This window comes from Amycolatopsis silviterrae (assembly GCF_042684085.1).
Taxonomy (GTDB): Bacteria; Actinomycetota; Actinomycetes; order Mycobacteriales; family Pseudonocardiaceae; genus Amycolatopsis; species Amycolatopsis silviterrae.
Genome location: NZ_JBHUKS010000004.1, coordinates 749,259 through 771,431, shown reverse-complemented (window position 1 = coordinate 771,431; position 22,173 = coordinate 749,259). Strand labels below are relative to the sequence as shown.

The window sequence follows — 22,173 nt, the reverse complement described above, 5'->3', positions numbered from 1 at the left end:
GTCAGCCGACGTCGCGCCGCCGCCAGCCGGCCAGTCCCGCCCCCAGCACGACCGCCGAGACCGCAAGCAGCACGATCAGCGGCAGCGCGGTGAAGACCTCGCCGGGCACCTTCGGCGGATGCTGGAACGGCGAGACGTCCAGCAGCACCTGCGGCACGTTGACGACCGGCCCGAACAGGCTGATCAGCAACGCCAGCGCCGCCACACCCCAAGCGGCGGTCGCCAGTTTCGGCAGCAACCCGAAGATCAGCGCGGCCACCGCGACGATCACCCACGTCGCGGGCACCTGCACCGCCACGGCCGCGACCGTGTTCCCGACCGAACCCCCGACGTCACCGCTGCGCAGCCCGTTCGACAGCCCGAGCAGCACGCCCCCGACGAGCACGAGCAACGCGCTGCCGAGGAACGCGAACACCAGGTGGCTCGCGGCCCAGCGCAACCGTCCGACCCGGGTGGCGAGCAGCGGTTCGAGCCGGACCGCGGTTTCCTCGGTGCGCATCCGCAGCGTCGCCTGCACGCCGTAGAGCGAAGCGAGCATCGCGAACAGGCTCACCATCGTCGCGAGGAACGCGTCGACCAGTCCGTGTGAACCGCCGAGCCGTTCGAAGATCTGCCTGCTCTGTTCGGTGCCGCCGACCAGGCCGGAAATGCCCTGCGCGATCGTCCCGAACAACGCGCCGCCGACCGCGAGCCCGACCAGCCAGCCGAGCAACGGACCCCGCTGCAGCCGCCAGGCCAGCGCAAACGGCGAGCGCAGCGACGGTGCGGCCTCGCTGGGTCCGAGCCGCGGCGGAAGCAGGCCGACGCCGACGTCACGGCGTGGCAGCAGCGCGTAGGCCACGACGTGCAGCACGAGTGCGGTCACGATGGGCAGAATCAGTACCCACCAACGTTCTTCGGCGAACGGCCGGATCTGCTGCGCCCAGCCGAGCGGCGACAACCACGACAGCCAGTGCGCGTCGGTGGTCGAATCACCCGCGCCACGCAACAAGAACGCGACGCCGAGCACCGCCGTGCCGATGCCATTCGCGGTGCGTGAGTACTCGCCGAGCTGTGCGGCCACCGCGGCGATGCCGGTGAAGACCAAGCCAGCCAACGCGGTGCTCGCGCCGAGCGCGACGGATCCCGCGGCGGGAACCTTCGAAGCCAGCGTGATCGCTTGCAGCAGACCGATCAGCACGCTTGCCCCGCCGGTCACCGCGACCGCGGCGGTCAGCGGCGCGTACCGGCCGACCACAGTGGACGCCAGCAGCTCGGCGCGGCCGGTGTCTTCCTCCGCGCGGGTGTGCCGGACGAGCGTGAAGACGGCCATCAGGCCGGTCAGCAGCGCCAGGAACCCGCCCATCCGCCAGGCGATGAACCCGCCCGCCGTGCCGAGGTTGAACGCCGGGCCGTAGAGCAGCGCGAACGACGGGTTCGCGGCCGCCGACGTGACGAGTCCCGCCCGGCTCGCGGCGGTCGGATAGAACTGGTCGTAGCTGCTGATCGTGGCCACCGGGATGATGCTGAGCAGCACGATCCAGATCGGCAGGACAATCCGGTCGCGGCGCAGCGCGAGCCGGATCAGCGGTCCGGTGCCGACCAGCGTGCGGGTCATTTCCCGGCCTCGAGTTCGTCGGCGTAGTGGCGCAGGAACAGTTCCTCCAGCGTCGGCGGACGGCTCTCCAGGCTGCGCACGCCGATCTGGGTCATCTGGCGCAGCGCGTCCTCGAGCGAGCGCGTCTCCACGTCGAAGCGGACGCGGTTGCCTGCCACCTTGAGGTCGTGCACGTCGGAGAGCCGGGCCAGTCCGTTCGGCGGTCCGCACAGCTCCGCGGTGATGGAGGTGCGGGTGAGGTGCCGCAGCTCGGCGAGCGTGCCGGATTCGACGGTACGGCCGTTGCGGATGATGCTTACCTTGTCGCACAAGGCTTCCACCTCGGCGAGGATGTGGCTGGACAGCAGCACCGTGCGACCCTGCGCGCGCTCCTCCTGGATGACCTCCTGAAAGGTGGCCTCCATCAACGGGTCGAGGCCCGAGGTCGGTTCGTCGAGCAGCAGCAGGTCCACAGTGGACGCGAGCGCGGCGACGATGGCGACCTTCTGCCGGTTGCCCTTCGAGTACGTGCGGCCCTTCTTGCGCGGGTCGAGGTCGAAGCGCTCGACGAGTTCCTCGCGGCGCTTCTGATCGAGCCCGCCGCGCAGCCTGCCGAGCAGGTCGATGACCTCGCCGCCGGACAGGTTGGGCCAAAGATTGACGTCACCCGGCACGTAGGCGAGCCGGTGGTGCAGGCTCGCCGCGTCGCGCCACGGGTCGCCGCCGAGCAGCCGGACGTCGCCGGAATCGGCGCGCAGCAGCCCGAGCAGCACCCGGATGGTGGTGGACTTCCCGGCGCCGTTCGGGCCGAGGAATCCGTGCACTTCCCCCGCGGGAACCTGAAGATCAAGGCCGTCGAGGGCCTTTACCCGGCCAAATGCCTTGTGCAAGCCGGAGATCGCAATGGCGTTTCCCATGGTTCGGAAGCTACACTCTTTTCACGAAGTTGTGAAGTTAAGAAAACGTCTGGACCGAGTGATCTTCGGTGCGGCCGTGGGAGAGGATGAACGGATGACGACGCCTGAGACAGAACGCGACGAGGACGCCGTCCGCCGATACGTCGAAAGCCTGGGTCTGGTGATGTCCCAGATCGGCATGCAGCGCATGTCAGCGCGGGTGTTCGCGGCATTGATGACCACGGATTCGGGACAGCTGACGGCGGCCGAACTTGCCGAGCAGCTGTCGGTCAGCCCGGCCGCGATCTCCGGCGCGGTGCGGTATCTGGACCAGATCGGCCTGGTGACGAAGGTCCGCGAACCCGGCGAGCGCCGTGACCACTACCGGCTCTACGACGACCTCTGGTACGCGACTTTCCTTAAGCGCGACCGCTTCCTGATCATGTGGCGCGACGCGGCCACCGACGGCATCGACGCCCTCGGCGCGGATACGCCGGCCGGCAAGCGGCTGGCCGAGATGCGGGACTTCCTGGCGTTCATGCTGGTCGAGGTCAACAACCTGTACGACCGCTGGCACGAGCTGCGGAAGAACCGCGACTAGCCGATCTTGGCGAACGTCGCGACGAGCCGGTCCACCAGGTCCGGCCGCGGCGGGCGTTCCTCGAAGGACGCCAGGAACGCCTCCTGGAAACACGCGCCGAGCAGCAACCGGGCGGCCGCGTCGACGTCGAGATCGCTGGGCAGCCTGCCGATCTTCACCTCTGCGGCGAGGTAGCCGGCGACGTGCTGAATCGGCAGGTCAGGGCCGTTTTCGAGGGTGTCGCGGTGGGTGCGGAGCAGGTCGCGCGAGGAGAAGATGGAGACGGAGATCGGGAAGCTCGCGCAGTAGAACGCCAACGCCGTCGTGGTCAGCTCGGCGAGATTGTCGCTGAGCTGGGCTTTCTCCGGTGCTTCAGCGAGCCTCGCGGTCGTAGCGACGAGATCGGGCAACTCTTCGTTAAGCACGGCAAGGAAGAGCGCGGTCTTGTCGCGGAAATGCTTGTACAGCAGGGCTTCCGAGTATCCCGCGGCCTGCGCGATCGCCTTGGTCGTGGCGTGCGCGTATCCGCGCTCCCGCATCACCGTCGCCGCCGCGGCGACGATCTCCTCCCGGCTACCCATGCGCATGCTCCCTGAGGGTCTTCTCAGCGTGGTGAGTGTTCACTCACCCTAGCTGGTAAGTGTTCACTCACCCCTCTTGGAGGTCTCTGATGAAGATCACCGTCCTAGGCGCGAGCGGCCGAATCGGCGGCCTGGCGGTGCGGGAAGCACTGGCCCGCGGCTGGCACGTAACCGCCGTAGTCCGCGACCCGGCGCGACTGACGATCCCCGCACACCCCCGATTGGACGTCGCGATTCACTCCCTGACCGACCCGGGCTTGGCCGACGCCGTAACCGGCCGTGACGCCGTCGTCCTGGCTCTCGGCCCATCGGACCTCAAACCAACGACCGTCAATTCCGACGGCACCCGCTCCGTAGTGACCGCCCTGCGCGGCTCACAGACGCGGTTCGTGGTGGTGAGCGCGTCCGGCCTGCCCGCGGAGGGGGACAGTGTCTTTGCTCGGCTGCTGCTGAAGCCGTTGCTGGGAGCCGTGCTGCGCAACGGCTACGCCGACCTGCAGGTGATGGAGTCGATCCTGCATCAGACTCCGGAGGTGCGATGGACGATCGTGCGCCCGACGAGGCTGACCGACAAGCCCGCGCGGGACCGGGTACGCAGCCAGGTGGGGCGGGATGTGCGGGGAAGCTTCCAGATCTCGCGGGCGAACGTGGCCCGGTATTTGCTGGACGCGGCTGAGGATGAGTCGCTGGTGGGGAAGACGGTGTCGATCGCTCAGGGGTGAGGGGTGTCTGCAGTTGCCGACAACTTGGGTGGGCTGCCTGTGGCTCGCGGCTTCTCGTGGGGTGGGGACTGTCTGCGATTGCCGACAACCGGGCGGTGGTGCCTCCTGCCCGGAGGCTGTTCGCGGTGCGACGCCGGTGGGCGTGGTGCACGGCGAAAGCTCCTCGTCACGGGCGGGACTGCGGATGTCTGCGAATGCAGACATCCGCGCGGACCAGCGGCAGCGATGCGCGCCGGTGAACGCAGCTTTCTGCTGGGGCCGAAGTCGGTTGCCGTGTCGGCAATCGCCGACGCTGCTCGTTCCCACCTCACCCGTGCTCTGCTCGCGTTGTCCATCCCGGCACCGCCGTCACGCTCTCGCCCCCGAATTCTCAACCTCGCTCCCCGGAAACGGCCCTCAACCTGCCACCGGGAACCCCGTGCCGAATCTCCCACCGGGAACCCCGTGCCGAATCTCCCGCCGAACACCGCTAATCCCCTGCTCAACCCGCCTGCCGGAACAGCGCCCAGCCAACACCGTCCCTCCTGCTCAGCACCGCTTTCCCCAAACCATCCCCAGGGTTATCCACAACTCACATCCCCTGTGGACAACTCCCTCCACGAGCCCGGATCTGTCGTGCCTCCTCGTTACTGTCGTCGGCATGGCAGTTCTTCGGTTGTTCCTCCTCTTCCTGCTGGCCCCCGTCCTCGTCGCGCAGGCTGTCCGGGTGCGCCGGACGACCCCGCGGCTCCCTGGGGCCAGCGGGCCGATCGAGGGCACTCACGGCACCGGGCGGCCGCTGCGGCTCACCGTTATCGGCGAATCGACGGTGGACGGCGTCGGCGCGCTCACGCACGCCGAAGCGCTCACCGGCCAGCTCGCGGAAGGGCTGGCCCGCGGGCACCCGGATCGGGAGGTGCGATGGCAGGCGCTGGGCATCACCGGCGCGTCGGCGCGAATGGTGCTCGACGAGCTGGTGCCGCGGGTCCGCCCGGCTGACTTCGTGGTCGTCGTCCTCGGCGTGAACGACACCCTGGAACTGCACTCGGCCGCGCGGTACCGCCGGGATTTGCTGGCGATCATCGTGGAGGTGCGGCGGCGGATCGGCGACGTCCCGGTCCTGCTCGCGGGCGTGCCGCCGCTCGCGAGCTTCCCGTCCTTGCCCCGGCCGCTCCGGGACGTACTGGGCGCGCGGTCCGTCGCGCTCGACGGGGCGGCGCGCACGCTGACCCGGCTTCCCGGGGTCGCGCATGTCCCGTTGGTGCCGGGATTGCTCCGTCCGGGGATGTTCGCTGCCGACCGTTTCCATCCTGGACCGGAGGGCTACCGCGCCTGGGCCGCCGCGCTCTCGGAGGGGTTACCGATCGTCACTGACGGTTGGCATCCGGGGGAGGTGGGACGGCCGTCTTGACCGGCTGATTCACAAAAATCCCAAAAACTTTGGCGCTCCGTGTATCTAGGCGCACCCTGGATGCGTCCTATAGGGCGAACCAAGGGAAAGGGAGGGCCACATGCCTGCGGATCAGAACGACGAGCGGCAGCCGGGAACCACCGTTCCGCCTGTCAACACGAGCCCCGCGCCCGGGGCGAACCGGGGAGTGCAGCCGGACGGCAACCACGAGCCGCTCGACGACCACGGCACTGCCAAGTAGCCGGACGGGCGGCGGCCGGGAGCCGAGGGGGCTGCCGGACGTCGTCGGCCGGGCGGGGTTCGGGGAGGAACTCCGTCTGGCGGAGCCCGAAGAGAAGCGGGTTCCCCTGGGGGCGGGGAGTACCGGTCGGCGCGGACGAGCAGTTCTCGCCGGCCGGTGCGCACCCGCGCGACCGCGGGGCCGTCGGCCTGGTCGGAGCAAGGGGGCGACCAGGCCGCTGGCCGGCGCGAAGTGAGACGAACGACGTGACGAGGGACTGGCGACGCCGCCGGTCCGGTTCAGCTCGGCCCGGGTCTGGGGGACCCGGTTCGGCCGGACGGGTTCGGAGGGGACCCGACCGGCTTTCCGAGCCGTCCGGAACGGCGCGACTGACCAGTACCGGCGAACCGGCTCGCGAGCTGGCTCGGCTGAGCAGGTCCGGGGAGGGGCTGTCCAGCTGGAGGGCTTCGCGGGCCGGCTCAGCGGAACGGACGGAACTGGCTCGCGAGCCGGTCCGGCCGGCGGATCCGGGGAGGGATCCGGTCGGTCGGCGGGCGTCGTGGGCTGGTCCGGCGGGACTGGCGGACTTGGCTCGCGGGCCGGTCTGGCTGGCGGGATCCGGGGAGGGATCCAGCCGGTTGGCGGGCTCGCGGGTTAGTTCGGCGGGACTGGCGGACTTGGCTCGTGGGCTGGTCCGGCTGGGTGGATCCGGGGAGGGATCCATGCGGCCGACCGGCATCGCGGGCCGGTCCGGCGGAACTGACTCGTGGGCCCGTCTGGCCGGCGGATCCGGGGAGGGGTCCGGTCGGTTGGCGGGCGTCGCGGGTCGTTCCGGTGGGACCGACGGGTGGCTGGCGAGCTGTTCGGCTGGCGGATCTTGGGGAGGGATCTGGCTGGTCGGCGGGCGTCGCGGGTCGTTCTGGTGGGACTGACGGGGTGGCTGGCGAGCTGCTCGGCCGGCGGATCCGGGGAGGGTCCGGTTGGTCGACGGCGTCGCAATCGTCCCGGCGGGACTGACAGGTCGGCCGGTGGCCGGTTCGGTCTGGCGGGTTTCGAGAGGGAACCGTCAGGTTGTCTGGCGCGCGAGCGGTCTGACCGGCGGGATCCGGGGAGGGATCCGGCCGGTTGACAGGCTCGCGGAGCCGGTCCGGCAGGAATGGCGGAGTCGGCTTGCAGGCCCGGCCAGGCGGGAGAAAACCGCCTGGTCACCAGGGCCTCGCGAGCCTGCTCAACGAGGCGTGCGGGCGGTCCGGCAAGACGGGTTCGGGGAGGAACCCGCCTGGTCGGAGAGCCTGCGGAGCCGGGCTGGCCTGGGTGGGCGGATTCGGGGGAGGGATCCGTCCAGCCGAGCCAGTCCGGCGGGTCTGGTGAGGGAAGCGGCAGCTTCCGGACCGGGGATGCCGGGTGGATTCAGGGGAGGAATCCGTTCGGCCGAACCGGGCCGGCGGGGCGCGATGGGTCGTTGGGGGACTCATCGGGTCCAAACGGAGCTGTCGGGGCGCGGCCGTGCCGGAGGGGGAGCCCGGCCGGTCGCGCCCCGGCACCCGCCAGAACCCGTCAAAACCTGGCTGAACTGCGCAAACGCCGCCGCGCAGGACAGGAAGAACCGTGCCAAAGCCGCCCAAAACCGGCTCAAGTGAAAAATTCATCCAGCGAAGTCAGAGATTGATGTATCCCAGCGCCAGTTGTTTGCTCCTCAACCAAGAGCCCACCCACTGGGCACACACCGTGCCCCTGGACACCATCCGCATCACCGCACCCACTGAAAGAGCGCGCACAATTCACGATCGATCCGGTACCCGACCGGAGAGCCGACCCACGACGACCGGAGCCGTGCCGACACGACCGGAGGCTCTGTCGCCCGTGTCGGCCCACCTCCGGAGTGAGGCAGCTACGGTGACCGACGTGCACACCACCGAGGTAGACCCGCCCTGGGAAGGCCTGACCGGCGCCGACCTGCATGCCGCTTGCATGGAAGCGGCTCGGGGCGGTGATCGGCGTGCCATGGCGAAGCTGGTCGACGAGCTGACGCCGCTGGTGTGGCATGTCGCGCGCGCCAACGGGCTGGACCGGCAGCTGGCCGAGGATGTGGTCCAGACGGTGTGGCTCGCGTTGTTCAGCCAGCTGGCGAAGCTGCGCGATCCGCGCGCGCTCGCCGCGTGGCTGATCACCACGACTCGTCGCGAGGCGACTCGTCCGTACGGCAGGCGTGCGCAGCCGGTGCCGTTGTCGGACGAGGTCGCCGCGACATTGGAGAGCGATCATCCCGCGCCTGAGGAGGAAGCTGTTCGCGCCGACCGGGATCGCCGGGTCTGGCGCGCCTTCCTCCGCCTGCCCGCACGCTGCCAGGAGCTGCTGCGGTTGACCGTCCTCGCCGGCCGTGCGGAGTACCGCGCGGTCGCCGAGGCTATGCAGATGCCGCGCGGCAGCGTGGGGCCCACCAGGGGGCGCTGCCTCGACTCGATGCGCGATCTGCTCGCAGGAGAAGGGGGTGCCCGGTGAGCGACAACATCGGCAGGCCGGGACACGGCCACGCGATTCCGGACGACGAGGCCATTCTGGCGGACATCGGCCGGTTCCTCGAGGAAATCGACCCGCCGCCGGAAGATCTGGTGCAGCGGGTCCAGTTCGCGCTCGAACTCGAGAACCTCGACGTCGAGGTCGCGCGCTGGGAACGGCTCGATGAACTGGCCGGCGTGCGCAGCACGGCGACCGGGACGATCACGTTCACCGTCAGCGACCTGACCGTGATGATCAACCTGACCAAAATCGGGAAGGTGCACCGGATCGACGGCTGGCTCGCGCCCGCGGGCGAGTACGACGTGGAGGTCCGGGTCGCCGATCACGGCACGTTCGCGACGGCGACCGACGAGGGCGGCCGGTTCGTGCTCGAACGCGTCCCCTGCGGAACCACGCAGATCCTCGTGCACCTCGGCGCCGGCGCGCATCGCCGCACCGTGGTGACACCGACCGTCGTGCTCTGAGAAACCCGGACGGGCGTTATGGAGAGTGGCGGAGGTGTGCTCCCATAGAGTCCGTGTCCGCGCCCGTCCATGATCGAACGATCGCGGCGGCGTCTGATCTGTACGCGCGCGGCCGGGCCGCCGCGTCCGACCAGCGGCCCGGAGTCGCGGTGCGGTTGTTCCGCAGTGCGCTCACGCGGCTGGCACGCGTCGCCGAACCTCTGCCTGAGCATCGTGAACTGCAGGTGCGGGTACTGGTGAGCCTCGGCGCGGCCGAGGCCGAGGTCGCGTCCACCGACGCCGGTCTCGCGCACCTGGAAACCGCGCGGCAGCTTCGCGACCAGCTCCCGGAGAGCAAAGCCGTCCGCGAACTGGGGTTGCTGGTCACCGGCCAGCGCGCGGTCGTGCTGATGCGCGGCGGGCGGTTCAGCGAATCGCTTTCGGTTTACGACGCGGTGATTCCCGGGATCGAGGCCGAATTCGACGACGGCCGCCGTACCCTGGTGATCATGCTCATGAACCGAGCGCTCGGGCACATGGCGCTGAACCAGCCGAATGCCGCGCAAGCCGACCTTGAGCGCGCGCTCGACTTCGCCCGCGAAAACGGGCATACCCGGCTCGAAGGCAAGATCCGGCAAAACCTCGGCGACCACGCGCAGCTCATCGGCGACGTCCCGCAGGCGTTGTCCAGCTACGAACAGGCCGCGCGGATCCTCGTCACCGAATCGCCCGGCTCGATCCCGTTGATCCGGCTCGACCAGGCCCGCGCGCTGCTCACCGCGGGGCTCGCCGACGAGGCGGGACGGCACCTCGACGAGGCGCTGCCGGAGTTGCGCACCAACGGATCCGGCCAGCACATCGCGGAAGCCGAGGTCGCGCGGGCGGCGGCCGCGTTGCTGGAGGGCGATTTCGCGTTGGCGCGAAAGTCCGCGTCGGACGCGCGCCGCCGATTTCTCCGCCGCGGCAACCGAACCTGGGCCGAGATCGCCGGTCTGGCCCGGTTTCGAGCCGAAGCGCAGCAGGTGCTGTCGGACCGCGAAGGCCGCTCCACCTCGCGGTTGCCCGCCGAACTCGTCTCCATCGCCGAACGGCTGGCCGCGCTCGGGCTGCGCGACGAGGCAGCGGTCGCGCGGCTCTTCGCGGTGCGATTGTTGATCCGCCGCAAGGAAATCGCCGAAGCCTCGCTCGTTCTCACGCACGTGCCCGCCCCGCGCGCGACGTCGCCGATCGACCACCGGATGTTGTTTCGGCTGTGCCGCGCGGAACTGGCCGTCGCCGAGGACCGGCCGCGCGCCGCGCTCGCGCAGGCTCGTGCCGGACTGCGCGAACTCGGCACGATCCGCGACCGGATGGGCGGGCTCGACCTGGTGTGCGGCACGGCCGTGCACGGCGAGGAACTGGGCAGGCTGGCGATGCGGCTCGTGCTGCGGCGCGCGCGGCGGAACGCGGCGGGCGCGCGGCGGATGTTCGCGTGGCTCGAACGGACCCGGGCACAGGTTTACCGGTACGAACCGCTGCCGGTGATCGAGGATCCGGTGCTGGCCAAGCACATCAACGAAATGCGGCACGTCCAGCGCACCATTCAGCGCGCCCGGCTGGAGGGCGAACCGGTGAAGGCGCTGGAGCAGCGGTACACCGTGCTGCAGCGCGAGGCGAGCAGGCTCGGCTGGTACACGAGCCAGTGGGGCCGCCCGCGTCCGGTCGCGACGCCGGACGAGGTCGTCGCCGCGCTCGGCGACCGTGTGCTGGTGAGTTTGGTGCCGTACAAGAATCAGCTGTACTCGGTGGTCGTCGACCGGGGGACGTTCCGGCTGCTCAAGCTGGGGCCGCTGGACGACATCGTGGAGACCGCGACCCAGCTGCACGCCGACCTCGACGCCCTCGCGCCGGACCACCTGCCGCCGATGCTGGCCGAGACGGTGTCCGCGTCCGCACGCCGTCGCGCGGAGAAGCTCGACGCGTTGATTTCCGCGTCACTGGTCAAAACTCTCGACGATCGGGAGCTGGTGATCGTCCCGATCGGACAGTTGTACGCGATGCCGTGGGGCGCGCTGCCGTCGCTGCGCGGGCATCCGGTGTCGATCGCGCCGTCGGCGACCGCGTGGATCACCGCGAAACGGCCGGCGGAGGACGGGCCGGTGCTGCTGGCGGGCGGCCCCGGCGTGCCGGGCGCGGTCGGCGAGGTGAGCAAGCTGCGCTCGGTGTATCCGGAAGCGCAACTGGTCGAAGGCGACGCCGCGACGAGCGCCACAGTCCTGACCGCGCTGAACGGCACCCGTCTGGCACACGTGGTCGCGCACGGCGCGCACGAGCCGGCGAACGCGCTGTTCTCCCGCATCGAACTGGTCGACGGCCCGCTGTTCGCCCACGAGACGACCCGGCTCGCGAACCCGCCGGAACGGGTGGTGCTGGCCGCGTGCGAGCTGGCGATGAGCCACATCCGGCCGGGCGAGGAAGCGCTGGGCTTCGCGGGAACGCTGCTGGCGAGCGGCTCGCGGACGGTGATCGGCGCGGTGGCACGGGTGGGAGACCGAGCGGCGGCGGACACGATGGCCGACCTGCACCGGCGGCTGGCCGAGGGGACTTCGCCCGCGTTGGCGCTGGCCGAAGCGGTGGCGGTCGACCCGATGCGGCGGCCGTTCGTGTGCCTCGGGGCTGGCTGAGCGCGGCTGGGGGCAGCGGCGGGCTCGTGAGTGGCGATCGCGGTTAGAACCGGGATTGCCACTCACGACGGTCGGTGAGCGGGCGGCGGGAAGCGGTGCGCGGTGGACGGCTCGTGAGTGGCGATGCCGGTTAGAACCGGTGCCAGCACGCACGAGCCGCGCGAGCCCGGGTCAGCCCAGGAAGTCGGCTAGGGGCACCGGGGTCAGGCCGTCCTTTTTGGCCTGGGCGATGAACGCTTCGTAGTCTTCCTTGAAGGTCTTGCGGAAGTGCATCAGCACGATGTCGCCGGGGCGGAGCTTGTCGCCGACCTGGAACTGGACGACTCCGTCGTTGACCGAGGCGGTCCAGAGGACCGTCGCGCGCATGCCGCACAGTGCCGCGGCCTTCAGGGTGTTCTGGTCGTAGTTGCCGAACGGCGGGCGGAACAGGGTGGGGCGCACGCCGAGCGACTTCTGGAAGTCGTCGGCGTCGTCGCAGATTTCCTTTTTCTGGAAGTCCAGCGGTTTGCCCTTGAGGTTCGGGTGGTTGACCGTGTGGTCGCCGAGCACCGCGCCGGTCGAGTCGAGGATGGACTTGAAGTATGCCTCGTGGCCCTTCACGTACCGGTTGTTCAGGAACAGCACCGGATGTCCGCCGGACTGCTGGATCAGGCTCGGTGCCGACGGGTCCTTCACCGCGCCGTCGTCCATGGTGATGAAAACGTACGGTTTGTCGGTCTGGATGCGGCGGACCACGCCGACCTTGCCGTCCTCGAGCGCGGGGGCCTTCTGCTGCACGGTGCCGAACGGGTACGGGCCGGGCGGCGGGCCTGGCTTCGCGGCGCCTGGCGCGGGGTTCGCCTGTTCCGGGGATTGCTTCGAATCCGGGCTGGAGCATGCCGACAGCACGAGCAAACCGGCCACTGCCGCCGCCAGCCATCGCTTCGCCATGCTGGTTCCTTTCCCTCGGGGTCACCCGAGGGGATGACGTCTGTGCTCCGGCCTTAGTTGATCGTTGTGGTGCAGCGCACCCGGTCAGCCCGCACGGTTGCCCGCTTTGACCAAATGCGTGGCGAGAAATCCGATCACGCCGCGCAACGCTGCGCGGGCGGCGGGACCCGTTCCGGGGATGCGTTCGGCGAACGAACCCGACCAGCGGAGATCCGTGCCGCCGTGGGCGTTCGGGGTGAACACCACCTCCGCACGATAGTCGTGGACCGGGCTGAAACCGTCGAATGTGTAGACGTGCCGCCGATCCGGTACGTATTCGAGAGTTCGTTCGTGCGCCAGAACCGGCCACAATCCGACTTCCCGGACAGCGCCGACCCGGCCGTCGTCGCCGAGTGCGGACCAGCGGGACTGCCACACCAGCGGGCGCGCCCACGTCGACCACAGCGTCCCGTCGCTTTCCAGCCGGAACAGCACGGACGGCGGCGCGGTGCTCACCCGGTTCACCTCGTACGAATACCTGCGACCCGGCATGAAAGCTCCCTGTACACGTTGTTGACCGAGCGACAAATCAATCCCGGACGGCCCCGGTAGGTCAAGATGGGGCGGTGAGCCGTCCCGACTTCGCCGCGCCGCACTGGCTGACGCAACTTTTGCGGTCAAAACCCGTTCCCATTCCGTGGAACATGGTCGCTCGCGCGGTGGTCGCACTGGCCACGCCGCTGGCGGTCGCGTACGCCGCGGGTGACATCGCGGTGGGCGCTCTGATCTCCACTGGCGCGTTGCCGACCGTGCTGTCCGAGGCGGCCGGGGCGTACCGCTACCGCGCGCGCCGGCTGGGCGGCGCGACGTTCGCGGCTGCGGTCGGATACCTCCTGGGGCTGCTGACCGGTGGCATGCCGGCCTGGTCGATCCCGGCGATCGTGGTGGTGGCCGCGGTTTCCGCGTTGATCAGCGCGGCGGGCAGCAACGCTTCGGTGGCTGGGCTGCAGATGTTCGTCTTCTGCGTGCTCGGCACCGCGCAACACGCGACAGGCGTGCGTACCGAGGTGCTTTTCGGTTACTTCTGCGCGGGCGCGGGCTGGGGGTTGCTGGTCGCGCTCGGCACCTGGACGCTCCGCGCGACGAGCCCGGAACGCACCGCCGTCGCGCAGGTCTACATCGAACTCGCGGCGATGCTGTCGGCCGAGGACGAGCCGACGTCGCGGGTCGCGCGTCATCAGTTGACCACCGCGATGAGCACGGCGTACGACCGGTTGCTCGTCGCGCGGTCCTGGCTGTCCGGTCGCGACGCCGCGTACCGCAGGCTGCTGAACCGGCTGTCCGCGACGACGCCCGCGGTCGAGGCGTCGGTGGCGATGGTCAACGCCGGACAGCGCCCGCCGGACGAGGTGATCGACTACCTGACGCGCGTGGCGGCGTCGGTACTGGCGAGCCAGCCGTTGCCGCCCGCGCCGGAGTTGCCGGACGAGAACGCGGACGCGGTGGTCAGCGCGCTTTACGCTGGGCTGGCGCGGATCGGGAAGCTCGACGACCGCAAGCGGCGCAAGAAAGTCTCGCCGCTGCGCCGCGTGCGCGAGTGGGCGAGCGGGCTTTCCGGACCGCTGACCTGGGTGGCGACGCTACGGCTCACGTTGTGCGTCGCGGTGGCCGAAGTGGTGGCGTTGCTGGTGCCGTTCGAGCGGTCGTACTGGATCACGCTCACCGTCGGCGTGGTGCTGAAACCGGACTTCGGCTCGGTGTTCGGCCGCGCGGTGCTGCGCGGGATGGGGACGGTCGCGGGCGTCGGGATCGGCGCGGTGGTGCTCGCGTTCGGCGCGCGCGGCTGGGTGCTGGTGGCGTTGATCGCGGTGTTCGCCGGCGGTGCCGCGGTGGGGAAGGTGCGCAATTACGGGATGCTCGGCACGTTCGTGACGCCGCTGATCATCCTGCAGATGGACCTCGCCAACACCGGCAGCTGGACGGTCGTGCTGGCGCGGCTGGTCGACACGGTGATCGGCTGTGTGATCGTGCTCGTCTTCGGCTATCTGCTGTGGCCGGGTTCGCGGCGGCCGACTGTCGGCGGGCGGCTGGCGGACAGTTTCGACACTGTCGCCAAGTACGTCCGGACTGCGATGGTGCTGAACTCGACCGGCGAAGCGCGGCTCGCCCGGTCGCGGGCCCGGCGCGGGGCGTATCGCGCGCTCGCGGACCTGCGGACGGCGTTTCAGCAGGTGATCGTGGAACCGTCGCCAGCGGGGCGGCAGGCGGTGGCGTGGTGGCCGGTGATCGCGGGGCTGGAACGGGTGACGGACGCGGTGACCGAGGTCGGCGTGACGATCGGCGAAGGCGCGCCTGCTCCGTCACCTGCGGACATTGAGCTGGTCACGGATGCGCTGGCGGAGCTGGCGGCCGCGGTGCGCGAGCAGCGGGACCCGGATTCGGTGCCGATGCCGGACAACCCGCGGCTCGCCGGGGTGGTGGACCAGCTCGGCTCGACGTTCGACGCGGTGCGCGGGCCGGACCTGGTGGAACGCTCGCCGCTGCGGCTGGTGCGCCGGTTCCTGCCGTACCACCGGCGCACCTGAGCCGAGAGCGCCCCAATATGGCATTGGGTGCGCTGGACGCACCGAATGCCACATTGGGTGCGTGGGATGCACCCAATGCCACATTGGGGCGCAACCCGGGCCCAACCTGGAGGCGGAGGGATTACTGCTGTCCGCCGGGCTGGCCGCCCTCGGGCTTCGGGCCGTCTTCCGGCTTCTCGCCGCCTTCTTCGTTCTTGCCGGTGACCTTGCCGAGCAGGTCCTTTGCCTTGTCCACGCCGCCGTCGATCTGCGAGTCGTGGCCGCTGACCTTGGACTTCGCGAACTCCGCCGCCTTCTCGAGACCCTGCTCGAGCTTGCCGCTGTTCTCGCGCAGCGCTTCGGTCGCCTTGTTCTTGATCTCGTCGAAGTTGATGCCCATCGAATGCCTCCCCGGGGTTGGGATTGAGAGGCTTCAATCGTCACACACCAGGCGTTCCAGGCAAGTCAAGACACTTCGCCGAGTGCGACCGCTCCGTCCAGTCCGGTGATGCGCCCGCCGCGTTCGCCGAGTGCCACCAAGCCTTCGCGGGCGTCGGCGGCGGTGAGGTCGACGCGGACGCCGGACAGTGCCGCGTCACGGGCCGCTTCCAATGCCAACGCACCCTCGTGACCTGCGTTGATGGTCGCGGCGAGGCCGCCGGTGGACGCGAGCGAGCCGCGGGCGGCACCGAGCCGGCCGAGTGCGTCGTCGACGATCGGGAGCAGGGCGTCGCGGTTGCCTTCGGTCATGGCGCGCACCAGGTCCGGCGACGAACCGGCCACGCGGGTGCCGTCGCGGAACGAGCCGGCGGCCAGCGACATCGCGAGCGGGCCGCCCTGTGCGCCGACCGAGGCGAGGATCGCGGCGAACAGGTGCGGCAGGTGCGAGATCCGGGCGACCGTCTCGTCGTGCGAATCCGCTGGCAGCGGCACCGCGTGCGCGCCGACGTCCAGGACGAGCCGGGTGACCTCGGCCCATGCGGTGAGGTCGGTGTCCTCTTCGACGCCGACGACCCACGCGGCGTCGCGGAAGAGCATGGTGTCGCCGGCCAGCCAGCCGGAGTGCGAGGTGCCCGCCATCGGATGCCCGCCGACGTAGCGCGTGTACGGCGCGCGCCGGCGGACTGCGTCGAGCATCGGGCCCTTCACGCTGACCACGTCGGTGAGGATGCAGTGCGACGCGTGTTGCGCGACCTGCCGCAGCAGGTTCTCCACCGCGGGCAGCGGCACGGCGATGACCACGATCGCGTCCGCGGCCGCCGCGCGTTGCAGGGCGGCTTCGGCGTTGGTGGTGACGTCGTAGCCGCCGCGGCTCGCCGCGTCAGCGTCCACTTCGGACACTGTGGTTCCCCAGACCGTCCTGCCGCTCGCCGCGGCGGCCCGCAGCAGGGAACCACCGATGAGCCCGAGCCCGATTACGCATACGTCTCGCACGGGGCCATCCTGCCAGTGCGCGCAACCCGCTACAGCACGGCGGCCAGCCGGGTGCCCTGGTCGATGGCGCGTTTGGCGTCGAGTTCGCGTGCTTCGTCGGCCCCGCCGACGAGATGCACCGGCACGTCGCCGAGCGCACCGGCGAGCTCCCGGACCGATTCCTGGCCAGCGCAGACCACCACGGTGTCGACCTCCAGCAGCCGCGGTTTCCCGTCGACCGTGACGTGCAGGCCGGCGTCGTCGATCCGTTCGTAGGAAACTCCGCTGATCTTTTCCACGCCCTTGGCGCGCAGGGCCGCGCGGTGCACCCAGCCGGACGTCTTGCCGAGCCCGGCTCCGATCGGCGACTTCTTGCGCTGCAGCAGGTAGACCTGCCGCGGCGACGGTTCCGGCTTCGGTTTCGCCAGCCCGCCGGGCGCGAGCGCCGGGTCGGTGACGCCCCATTCGGCCATCCAGGCGTCGCGGTCCAACGCGGGCGACGAGCTGTGCGTGAGGAATTCGCTGACGTCCACGCCGATGCCGCCCGCGCCGATCACCGCGACCCGTTCGCCGACCGGCTTGCCGTGCCGCACGACATCCACGTACGACAGCACCTTCGGATGGTCGATCCCCGGCAGCGACGGGACCCGCGGCGTGACGCCGGTGGCCAGCACGACCTCGTCGAAGCCGGTCAGCTCCGCGGCGGTCACCCGGGTGCCGAGGTGCACCTTCACGCCGGTGACCTCCAGTCGGCGGGTGTAGTACCGGATGGTCTCGGCGAACTCCTCCTTGCCCGGAATCCGCTGCGCGATCCCGAACTGGCCGCCGATTTCGTCGTCGGCCTCGAACAGTTCGACGTCGTGGCCGCGTTCGCCGAGCGCGGTCGCGGTGGCGAGCCCTGCCGGTCCGGCTCCGACGACGGCGACGCGTTTGACCCGCCGGGTCGGCAGCAGATTCAGCGTCGTCTCGTGTCCGGCCCGCGGATTCACCATGCAGGACACCGGTTTCCGGCTGAATGCGTGGTCGAGGCAGGCCTGATTGCACGCGATGCAGGTGTTGATCTCGTCCGCGCGGCCGGTTTCGGCCTTGCGGATCCAGTCCGGGTCGGCGAGCAGCGGCCGGGCCATCGAGACCAGGTCCGCGTCGCCGTCGGCGAGCGCTTGTTCCGCGACGTGCGGCAGGTTGATCCGGTTGGAGGTCACCACCGGCACCGACACGTGCGGCTTCAGCTTGCCGGTGACCCAGGTGAACGCGCCGCGCGGCACGGACGTGACGATCGTCGGCACGCGAGCCTCGTGCCAGCCGATCCCGGTGTTGATGATCGTGGCCCCGGCCGCCTCGACCTCGCGGGCGAGCGCGACGACGTCGTCCCAGCTCTGCCCGCCTTCGACGAGGTCGAGCATGGACAGCCGGTAGACGATGATGAAGTCCGGCCCGACCTTTTCCCTGGTGCGCCGGACGATCTCGACCGCGAACCGGCGGCGTTTCTCCGCCGTGCCGCCCCAGGCGTCGGTGCGCCGGTTGGTGCGTTCGGCGAGGAACTGGTTGATCAGATAGCCCTCGGAACCCATGATCTCGACGCCGTCGTACCCGGCGTCGCGGGCCAGCGCGGCGCAATCGGCGAACGCGCGGATGGTCCGGTGCACGCCGTACGCGGTGAGCGCGCGCGGGCGGAACGGGTTGATCGGCGCTTTGCGGCTCGACGCGGACACGCTCAGCGGGTGGTAGGCGTAGCGGCCGGCGTGCAGGATCTGCAACGCGATCTTGCCGCCCTCGGCGTGCACCGCGCTGGTGAGCAGCTGGTGTTGTTTCGCCTCGGCGGGCGTGGACAGCTTCGAGGCCAGCGGCAACAGCCAGCCGGTGCGGTTCGGCGCGAACCCGCCGGTGACGATCAGGCCGACGCCGCCGCGGGCGCGTTCGGCGTAGTACTCGGCCAGCTGCGGGAAGCGGGACGCGCGGTCCTCCAGTCCGGTGTGCATCGAGCCCATCAGGACGCGGTTGCGCAGCGTCGTGAAACCGAGGTCGAGCGGGGACAGTAGGTTCGGGTACTCGGTCATGTCAGTCCTTTTCGTCGGCCCGCAACGCGGTCAGGATTTCTTCCAGCCACTCGACCTGGCCTTCTTCGACGCGGATTCCGCCGCGCAGCACGAGGTACTGGTGCAGCGGACGGCCGCGGAGCCGGTCTGGGGAGGGGAAGTCGCGCTTCTCGATCTGCCGGTACAGATCAAGCCGCTCGGCGTGCGCGTCTCGGTGCCGGGCGATCTCGGCGGCGACCGCGCCGGCGTCGCCGAACGACGCTCCGCGCAGCTTCACCGCCAGCTCCTGCGGCCCGGCCGACGGCGCCGGTTCGGCGAGCCAGCGGCGCAGTTCGACGCGGCCCGGTTCGCTGACGGTGTAGACCTTCTTGTCCGGCCGCCCGTCCTGCGGGACCACGTCGACGGCGACCTGACCGGCCTCCTCCATCCGCTTCAGCACGCGGTAAATCTGCTGGTGGGAGGCGCTCCAGAACAGCCCGATGGACTTCTCGAACCGCCGCGCCAGCTCGTAGCCCGAGCCGGAGCGTTCCGACAGCGAGACGAGGATCGCGTGCTCCAGTGCCATGCCGGACAGTGTCATATGCAACTAGGTGCAGTGCAACTGTGTGCAAGCCAGGTCACCCGCGGAGGGGGGGCAAATCGGGTCGATCGGCACCGCGGAAAGGATCAAGATGGAGGGGTGGATCCGGTTTTGGAACTGCTCGCCGCGCGGATCGCCGAGGGAAGCGTGCCAGGGCAGCGGACGGACGGCCGACGGCTCGCGCTCGCCGTCGAGGGCGGCAGCAGCCGCGGCACGTATTCGAGCGGGATGGTGCTCGCGCTCGACGAACTCGGCGCCGCGGCCGCGTTCGACGACGTCTACGGGTCTTCCGCCGGTGCGCTGAACGCCGCGTGGCTGCTCTGCGGGCGATCGCGGACCGGCGTGCGGACCTGGTGGAACCCGGTGGTGATGCGGCGGATCATCAACCCGTTGCACGCCCTGCGCGGCCGGGCGGTGGTCGACCTCGAGTACCTCGTGCACCAGGTGTACTCGGTGCTCGAACCGATGGATTTCCCGGCGATCCTGGCGAATCCGGTCGGCTTCCATCCGCTCGCCACCGACGCCGACTCCGGCGAATCGACCGACCTGCATCCGTTCATCGAGGACGTGGACGCGATCAAAACGGCGCTCGCGGCGTCGTCGTGCATGCCGGTGCTGGCCGGTCCGCCGATCGCGATGGGCGGACGGCGGTTCGTGGACGCGGGGATCGCCGAGCCGCTGCCGTTCCGCACCGCGCTGGCCCAGGGCGCGACGGACGTGCTGGTGCTGCGGACCCGGCGCGAGGACGAACATCCGGCGCGGCCGCCGCGCGTGCAGGACGTGGTCGTGCCGCGGTTTCTCCGCCGCCACGCGCCGGGCACGATCGACGCGTGGCGGACGCAGTATCACCGGGACCTGGAGGATGAGCGCCAGTTGCGGGAAGATCCGCGGCTGGCGAGTGTCCGGCCGCCGTTCGGGGCGCCGGAGGTGACTGTGCTGGAACGGGATCCAATGGTGCTGCGGCGCGCGGTGGAGCTGGGGCGGGAAGCGGTTTACGCGGCGCTGGAAGAGCTGCGCCGGGCTTCGTGAACGCGGGATCGGACTGTCAGCCGTTGCGCGGCAAGGGAAATCGCTAGGTACAGCAGGATGGACGCGCCGCCGAGGCCTGGTACCGGATTGACCGCGTCGACCGCGATATCAAGTCCTAAGTGGACGCCGAAGGAAACGAGCCACAGTGCGGCGGTTCGCCAGTTCCCTTGCCGCCACCGGGTTCCGCCGGCGTACCAGAGCCGCATGGTGTAGCCGCGGGCCACGCCGAATCCGGCGGCAACCACGAAACTGAAGGCCAGCAACAGGATCGCCGCGGTGGTCGGCGTGGTCTTCGCGATGGCGACGCCTAGGGAGGCGACCCCGAGCACGCCGATGACAAGCAGGACCACCGGCGGCCGGTCGGCGCGGCGGACTTGAAGCTGCCGCCACATCAGCCAGGCCAGGACGACCAGGCCGATCAGGACGTTGTCGAAGGTGTTCGGCACATCGGCAACACTGCCCGGGCCAGGCCGCCCCGCGCCTCCACCCGAGGGTGGAGGCCGGGTGGGAAAACCGTGTCAGGCCTGCGGTTTGCGGGCCACGCCGCCGATCACCCGCGACTCCGAGGGCACCTTCGCGAACACCGTGTCGGCGTCCGGATGCCACGCCGGCGCGTACACCAGGCCCGGTTCGAGCAGCGGCCAGCCGCCGAAGAACCGCTCGAACTCCGCCTTCGTGCGCAGGATGCCCGGGTTGGTGGTCGACTCGTAGTACTTGATGATGTCGACCAGCGCCTGGCGTTCGTTGTCGTCCACCGGGTTTTCGTTGGTCATCTGGGAAAGAATGAGCAACGAGCCCGGCGCGAGCTGCTTGCGGTAGAAGGCGAGGATGCCGTCCGGATCCTGCTCGTCCTTGATGAAGTGCAGCACCGCGTTCACGATCAGCGCCACCGGCTTCCGGATGTCGATCACGTCCGAATCGGCGACCCGGTCCCACAGTTCGGCGGGCTGCAGGAGGTCGGCGGCCATCGCCTGGTGCCGGTCCTCGTCCGCGGTGTCGGCGAGCAGCACCTGCGAGTGCGCGAGCGCCACCGGCTCGTTGTCCAGGTACAGCACGGAAACGTCGTGCTCCGGGCGTTCGTCGTCGGCCACCTCGTGCACGTTGCCCGCGGTAGGCAGGCCGGAGCCGATGTCGACGAACTGCCGGATGCCCTCGCGCACGCTCTGTCGCACCGCGCGGCCGAGGAACTGCCTGCTGGTGCGGCAGTAATCGCCCATCAGCGGCAGCCGTTCGCGCACCTTCTCGGCGAAGACGCGGTCGATCGCGTAGTTGGTGGTGCCGCCGATGAAGTAGTCGTAGACGCGGGCCGCCGACGGCCGGTCCAGACTGGCTTCCACCGCGCGCAGTGCTTCGTCCTGTGTGCTCATCGCCGTCCTCACGCTTGCCCCTGGCGCTCATGCTAACCATGGCGTCCGGGTCAGCTCGGGCGGTAGGACTCCCGGTAGGCGTTGACCGACGCCGTGAGCTGGTCCATCGCGGCACGCATCCGGCCGAGTTCGGCGTTGTCCAGGTTCATCGCGGCTCCGACGTGCGGCGGGATCCGTTCCGCCTTGGCACGCAACGCGGTTCCCTCATCGGTGAGCCGGATGCGGACCGAACGCTCGTCGTCGGATTGGCGTTCGCGCTTGATCAGCCCGGCCTTCTCCAGGCGCTTCAGCAGCGGCGACAGCGTGCCGGAGTCGAGGTTCAGCGCGGAGCCGAGTTCCTTGACCTGCTGTTCGTCCTGCTGCCACAGCGCGAGCATCACCAGGTACTGCGGGTAGGTGAGGTCGAGCGGTTCGAGCAGCGAGCGGTAGAGCGCGGTGACTGCCCGGGAGGCCGAATACAGGCCGAAGCACAGCTGGTCGTCGAGCAGGAGCGAGCCGGTTTCGCCGGCGTCGGTGCTGGTCATCGGTGGCCTCCTCCGGATTTCTGTCGCCAGCTCTCCATCCTCTCTCTCCTGGCCGCGAAGGGCAACTCAAGTGCTCTAGATCTCATTGTGCGTCATTAAATTGTGCACAACTAAGTTGCGGAGCTATGTTTTGGGCAGTCCGAACGAAGCAGCTACTGGA

The 22,173-nt window shown here is 69.9% G+C and carries 21 protein-coding genes; 9 read left to right on the top strand and 12 right to left on the bottom strand.

Annotation, left to right across the window (positions count from 1 at the left end):
• Window position 1: 1 nt before the first annotated feature.
• Entirely contained in the window at window positions 2–1,597 is a 1,596-nt protein-coding gene (locus tag ACFSVL_RS07385; RefSeq protein WP_378301656.1) for an ABC transporter permease, read from the bottom strand.
• Window positions 1,594–2,493, bottom strand: coding sequence for an ABC transporter ATP-binding protein (locus ACFSVL_RS07380; RefSeq protein WP_378301654.1), 900 nt, complete (start codon window positions 2,491–2,493; stop codon window positions 1,594–1,596). The genes ACFSVL_RS07385 and ACFSVL_RS07380 overlap by 4 nt, the downstream gene beginning before the upstream one ends.
• A gap of 94 nt (window positions 2,494–2,587) precedes the next feature.
• Between ACFSVL_RS07380 and ACFSVL_RS07375 the strand changes: the two genes are divergently transcribed.
• Window positions 2,588–3,073: a GbsR/MarR family transcriptional regulator gene (locus ACFSVL_RS07375; RefSeq protein WP_378301652.1), complete on the top strand. Its 486-nt coding sequence runs from the start codon at window positions 2,588–2,590 to the stop codon at window positions 3,071–3,073.
• Here ACFSVL_RS07375 and ACFSVL_RS07370 read toward each other — a convergent pair.
• The gene (locus tag ACFSVL_RS07370) at window positions 3,070–3,633 is read right to left on the bottom strand and encodes a TetR/AcrR family transcriptional regulator (protein WP_378301650.1); all 564 of its coding nucleotides are present in this window, start codon (window positions 3,631–3,633) and stop codon (window positions 3,070–3,072) included. The genes ACFSVL_RS07375 and ACFSVL_RS07370 overlap by 4 nt on opposite strands.
• Window positions 3,634–3,722: 89 nt before the next feature.
• Between ACFSVL_RS07370 and ACFSVL_RS07365 the strand changes: the two genes are divergently transcribed.
• The 6 genes from ACFSVL_RS07365 to ACFSVL_RS07340 all read left to right on the top strand — a co-directional run bounded on the left by ACFSVL_RS07365 (window position 3,723) and on the right by ACFSVL_RS07340 (window position 11,591).
• The gene (locus tag ACFSVL_RS07365) at window positions 3,723–4,355 is read left to right on the top strand and encodes an NAD(P)-dependent oxidoreductase (RefSeq protein WP_378301648.1); all 633 of its coding nucleotides are present in this window, start codon (window positions 3,723–3,725) and stop codon (window positions 4,353–4,355) included.
• Between the two features lie 640 nt (window positions 4,356–4,995).
• Window positions 4,996–5,745 carry an SGNH/GDSL hydrolase family protein gene (locus tag ACFSVL_RS07360; protein WP_378301646.1) on the top strand — a complete coding sequence of 250 codons (750 nt, stop codon included), beginning with the start codon at window positions 4,996–4,998 and terminating at the stop codon, window positions 5,743–5,745.
• Window positions 5,746–5,845: 100 nt separating this feature from the next.
• The gene (locus ACFSVL_RS07355) at window positions 5,846–5,986 is read left to right on the top strand and encodes a hypothetical protein (protein WP_378301644.1); all 141 of its coding nucleotides are present in this window, start codon (window positions 5,846–5,848) and stop codon (window positions 5,984–5,986) included.
• 1,875 nt (window positions 5,987–7,861) lie between these two features.
• The gene (locus ACFSVL_RS07350) at window positions 7,862–8,467 is read left to right on the top strand and encodes an RNA polymerase sigma factor (protein ID WP_067583896.1); all 606 of its coding nucleotides are present in this window, start codon (window positions 7,862–7,864) and stop codon (window positions 8,465–8,467) included.
• Entirely contained in the window at window positions 8,464–8,949 is a 486-nt protein-coding gene (locus ACFSVL_RS07345) for a carboxypeptidase regulatory-like domain-containing protein (protein WP_378301642.1), read from the top strand. Before ACFSVL_RS07350 ends, ACFSVL_RS07345 begins: the two co-directional genes overlap by 4 nt.
• Before the next feature lie 53 nt (window positions 8,950–9,002).
• Window positions 9,003–11,591, top strand: a complete 2,589-nt coding sequence (locus ACFSVL_RS07340; protein ID WP_378301640.1) for a CHAT domain-containing protein — start codon at window positions 9,003–9,005, stop codon at window positions 11,589–11,591.
• Window positions 11,592–11,762: 171 nt separating this feature from the next.
• Here the strand turns inward: ACFSVL_RS07340 and ACFSVL_RS07335 are convergent, their stop codons facing one another.
• Window positions 11,763–12,521 carry a polysaccharide deacetylase family protein gene (locus tag ACFSVL_RS07335; protein WP_378301638.1) on the bottom strand — a complete coding sequence of 253 codons (759 nt, stop codon included), beginning with the start codon at window positions 12,519–12,521 and terminating at the stop codon, window positions 11,763–11,765.
• Window positions 12,522–12,605: 84 nt separating this feature from the next.
• Window positions 12,606–13,052, bottom strand: coding sequence for an SRPBCC family protein (locus ACFSVL_RS07330; RefSeq protein ID WP_378301636.1), 447 nt, complete (start codon window positions 13,050–13,052; stop codon window positions 12,606–12,608).
• Window positions 13,053–13,126: 74 nt separating this feature from the next.
• Here ACFSVL_RS07330 and ACFSVL_RS07325 point away from each other — a divergent pair, with 74 nt between their 5' ends.
• A complete protein-coding gene (locus tag ACFSVL_RS07325) occupies window positions 13,127–15,085 on the top strand; it encodes an FUSC family protein (RefSeq protein ID WP_378301634.1) in 1,959 nt (652 codons plus the stop codon).
• 121 nt (window positions 15,086–15,206) lie between these two features.
• Here the strand turns inward: ACFSVL_RS07325 and ACFSVL_RS07320 are convergent, their stop codons facing one another.
• From ACFSVL_RS07320 to ACFSVL_RS07305, 4 genes are all read right to left on the bottom strand, one after another.
• Complete coding sequence (locus ACFSVL_RS07320; RefSeq protein WP_378301632.1) at window positions 15,207–15,464, bottom strand: antitoxin; 258 nt, start codon at window positions 15,462–15,464, stop codon at window positions 15,207–15,209.
• A gap of 65 nt (window positions 15,465–15,529) precedes the next feature.
• Window positions 15,530–16,498, bottom strand: a complete 969-nt coding sequence (locus ACFSVL_RS07315) for a prephenate dehydrogenase (protein WP_378301630.1) — start codon at window positions 16,496–16,498, stop codon at window positions 15,530–15,532.
• A gap of 29 nt (window positions 16,499–16,527) precedes the next feature.
• Entirely contained in the window at window positions 16,528–18,534 is a 2,007-nt protein-coding gene (locus ACFSVL_RS07310; protein WP_378301628.1) for an oxidoreductase, read from the bottom strand.
• Window position 18,535: 1 nt separating this feature from the next.
• Window positions 18,536–19,078: a PadR family transcriptional regulator gene (locus tag ACFSVL_RS07305; RefSeq protein ID WP_378301627.1), complete on the bottom strand. Its 543-nt coding sequence runs from the start codon at window positions 19,076–19,078 to the stop codon at window positions 18,536–18,538.
• A gap of 114 nt (window positions 19,079–19,192) precedes the next feature.
• Here ACFSVL_RS07305 and ACFSVL_RS07300 point away from each other — a divergent pair, with 114 nt between their 5' ends.
• A complete protein-coding gene (locus ACFSVL_RS07300) occupies window positions 19,193–20,122 on the top strand; it encodes a patatin-like phospholipase family protein (RefSeq protein ID WP_378301625.1) in 930 nt (309 codons plus the stop codon).
• On the opposite strand, the gene ACFSVL_RS07295 is transcribed toward ACFSVL_RS07300, so the two are convergent.
• The 3 genes from ACFSVL_RS07295 to ACFSVL_RS07285 all read right to left on the bottom strand — a co-directional run bounded on the left by ACFSVL_RS07295 (window position 20,086) and on the right by ACFSVL_RS07285 (window position 22,013).
• Window positions 20,086–20,568 carry a hypothetical protein gene (locus tag ACFSVL_RS07295; protein WP_378301623.1) on the bottom strand — a complete coding sequence of 161 codons (483 nt, stop codon included), beginning with the start codon at window positions 20,566–20,568 and terminating at the stop codon, window positions 20,086–20,088. The genes ACFSVL_RS07300 and ACFSVL_RS07295 overlap by 37 nt on opposite strands.
• A gap of 72 nt (window positions 20,569–20,640) precedes the next feature.
• A complete protein-coding gene (locus ACFSVL_RS07290) occupies window positions 20,641–21,489 on the bottom strand; it encodes an SAM-dependent methyltransferase (RefSeq protein ID WP_378301621.1) in 849 nt (282 codons plus the stop codon).
• 50 nt (window positions 21,490–21,539) lie between these two features.
• Complete coding sequence (locus ACFSVL_RS07285) at window positions 21,540–22,013, bottom strand: MarR family winged helix-turn-helix transcriptional regulator (protein ID WP_378301619.1); 474 nt, start codon at window positions 22,011–22,013, stop codon at window positions 21,540–21,542.
• Between the last annotated feature and the right edge of the window lie 160 nt (window positions 22,014–22,173).

Coding starts and splice junctions, on each gene's coding strand:
- ACFSVL_RS07320 (WP_378301632.1), bottom strand. CDS start 15,464: ATGGGCATCAACTTCGACGAGATCAAGAACAAGGCGACCGAAGCGCTG.
- ACFSVL_RS07355 (WP_378301644.1), top strand. CDS start 5,846: ATGCCTGCGGATCAGAACGACGAGCGGCAGCCGGGAACCACCGTTCCG.
- ACFSVL_RS07285 (WP_378301619.1), bottom strand. CDS start 22,013: ATGACCAGCACCGACGCCGGCGAAACCGGCTCGCTCCTGCTCGACGAC.
- ACFSVL_RS07370 (WP_378301650.1), bottom strand. CDS start 3,633: ATGGGTAGCCGGGAGGAGATCGTCGCCGCGGCGGCGACGGTGATGCGG.
- ACFSVL_RS07335 (WP_378301638.1), bottom strand. CDS start 12,521: ATGGCGAAGCGATGGCTGGCGGCGGCAGTGGCCGGTTTGCTCGTGCTG.
- ACFSVL_RS07290 (WP_378301621.1), bottom strand. CDS start 21,489: ATGAGCACACAGGACGAAGCACTGCGCGCGGTGGAAGCCAGTCTGGAC.
- ACFSVL_RS07380 (WP_378301654.1), bottom strand. CDS start 2,493: ATGGGAAACGCCATTGCGATCTCCGGCTTGCACAAGGCATTTGGCCGG.
- ACFSVL_RS07385 (WP_378301656.1), bottom strand. CDS start 1,597: ATGACCCGCACGCTGGTCGGCACCGGACCGCTGATCCGGCTCGCGCTG.
- ACFSVL_RS07310 (WP_378301628.1), bottom strand. CDS start 18,534: ATGACCGAGTACCCGAACCTACTGTCCCCGCTCGACCTCGGTTTCACG.
- ACFSVL_RS07365 (WP_378301648.1), top strand. CDS start 3,723: ATGAAGATCACCGTCCTAGGCGCGAGCGGCCGAATCGGCGGCCTGGCG.
- ACFSVL_RS07375 (WP_378301652.1), top strand. CDS start 2,588: ATGACGACGCCTGAGACAGAACGCGACGAGGACGCCGTCCGCCGATAC.
- ACFSVL_RS07360 (WP_378301646.1), top strand. CDS start 4,996: ATGGCAGTTCTTCGGTTGTTCCTCCTCTTCCTGCTGGCCCCCGTCCTC.
- ACFSVL_RS07305 (WP_378301627.1), bottom strand. CDS start 19,078: ATGGCACTGGAGCACGCGATCCTCGTCTCGCTGTCGGAACGCTCCGGC.
- ACFSVL_RS07330 (WP_378301636.1), bottom strand. CDS start 13,052: ATGCCGGGTCGCAGGTATTCGTACGAGGTGAACCGGGTGAGCACCGCG.